Below are 1,979 nucleotides of genomic sequence, written 5' to 3'. Positions count from 1 at the left end.
GTTAACATCATGACATTCATCATCAACATCACGACATTCACTATGAACATCGTGATATCCATAGTTAACGTTTAAGCAATCGTTCAAAAACCAGTTTTTCTATCTGAATTAAGAGAAATTACTCAGATTAATATATTAATTTTTTTAAGAATAAAATTATTCACTAATTTTACTGAACCAAAAAATAGGCTTACTAAGGCAAACTATTTCTATAAGTCTCTCAGACGAATATATCTATGCCCCGTCCAAAACGTACATCCCGTATTTTAGAGAAAGCTGAATTGAGATCCGCTGGGCTAAAAGCAATAGATTTAAATATGGATTTTGGCGATAGTTGCAATTTGCAAAATCTGACTAAATCAATTGAGCAGTTACGCACTATGCTTGATGCTTACAACATCAATTTAGCTATGATTGACTCTTCCAAAACTAAAATTGATGAGATGGAAAAAACCTTGAACAATCTTACAGATAAGATGGTGAGAGGCGTTGCTTTTAAGTATGGCAAAAACAGCAGCGAATATGAGATGGCAGGTGGTATTCGTGATAGCGAACGTGTCCGCAAAAGCAGGTTAAGCCGCCTGAAAGCTGTTGCAGAATAAGTATCAGGTGAGGATGCTAAAGCTGTCTAGTGTACCACGGCGCGAAGCAGAAAGCAGAGTCAAAGTAACTTTATAGCAAGGAAAATGGAATGAGCAAACGCTACTTGTTCATTAAACCATTTGTTATTGACTACTGCGATACCTTTGGTGGGCTTCGCCTACGCAATTTCTTTTATTCCTGATGCTTTTTGATAAGAAAAAGTTATATAGAACTCATATTTGATTTTTGAAAGAATTCAGTGTCACTCAAAGAAGCTTCTTGCTTATTGCCTTCCTACGCAAATAATTTCAGAAATCAAATTGGATCGCTATATAAAGCTAATATCATGCAATATCATGCATATAAAATTATGCATTTTGTAAAACAACCTCATTTTTAATGATGTTTAAAGTACTGTGATTTGGTAATTTCAGCAATTTTCCTTGTCTAAATTTTAATTAGAGTTTATAGTGTTACGGTGTTTTCCCTAGCAATTTATCGGCAGATTTATATCATGATTTATTCTCACCAATTGCGGAAGTATTTGGCGCGTTTCTCTTTATCTGTAGTATTATTAGCTGATTTAGTAATCACACAAAAAACTCCGCCAGCTTTTGCTCAAACGGTAAATTCATCAATCGGTAATCCTGTAACATTCAGTTGCAATGATAGTGAAGCGACAATCAAAGATAAAAATGGCCCTAGAGTAGTTAATGGAAATACAGCCATTTACATTGGTTATCAGCAAGTCTCATCTAATAACAAAAACCCTGTGACAATCCGTTTCAATAGTGGTATCAAATCATGGTGCAGAACTGATTACGAAACAACCAATGACGATGGTACAGGTTACGGATTGTATTGGGATGGAGGTAATGTTTTATATGGCGTTTACTCTTCCACTGGTAGTCAGACTGGTAATGATTTTCGCCGCTTTGCAACTGGGCGTTGGTTGACTAGCTATGGTTACGGGGGCGGGGCAAAAGTCGCAGTTATAGCTAGGATCAATCCAGCCAATGGTCAGGTTGACTACGCCACATTTTTAACTTCCAAAAAGCCAACTGATGGAAAAACTAACTCTCTACTTGTCCAAAACCTATCATGGAACGACACAAATTTAACTTTGACTGTGCAAGCACAGTCATGGTGGACTCCCCGTCGCACTAATACAAGTGCGATGAATTGCACTGGTTCATCACCTTATCAATACACAGCAGTATTCACTGGCGATTTAACAAAAGTGAACTCGGCTTTCGCTCCTACCTGTAATTAAAGGGTAAGGATTCAGCTATCAAATTGAAGAAGCATATTTTTGGCGTTGCTGATTCCATGTATGAAAATTATTTTGCATAATACCAAAATCCTTGTAGAGACGTAGCACTGCTACGTCTCTACAT

Annotated in this window: 2 protein-coding genes; both read left to right on the top strand. The window is 36.9% G+C overall.

What is annotated here, in order from left to right:
* The first annotated feature begins 236 nt into the window (after window positions 1-236).
* A complete protein-coding gene (locus tag VB740_RS18005; RefSeq protein WP_323201322.1) occupies window positions 237-602 on the top strand; it encodes a hypothetical protein in 366 nt (121 codons plus the stop codon).
* 494 nt (window positions 603-1,096) lie between these two features.
* Complete coding sequence (locus tag VB740_RS18000; protein ID WP_323201321.1) at window positions 1,097-1,855, top strand: hypothetical protein; 759 nt, start codon at window positions 1,097-1,099, stop codon at window positions 1,853-1,855.
* Window positions 1,856-1,979 lie beyond the last annotated feature (124 nt).

Origin of the sequence: Nostoc sp. UHCC 0251 (genome assembly GCF_034932245.1) — a bacterium.
Lineage (GTDB): Bacteria > Cyanobacteriota > Cyanobacteriia > Cyanobacteriales > Nostocaceae > Nostoc.
The sequence above is the reverse complement of the archived record's forward strand: the minus strand, read 5'-3'. Positions and strand labels throughout refer to the sequence as shown.

Excerpts from the sequence above, each read along its gene's own strand:
- VB740_RS18005 (WP_323201322.1), top strand. The coding sequence starts at position 237 with ATGCCCCGTCCAAAACGTACATCCCGTATTTTAGAGAAAGCTGAATTG.
- VB740_RS18000 (WP_323201321.1), top strand. The coding sequence starts at position 1,097 with ATGATTTATTCTCACCAATTGCGGAAGTATTTGGCGCGTTTCTCTTTA.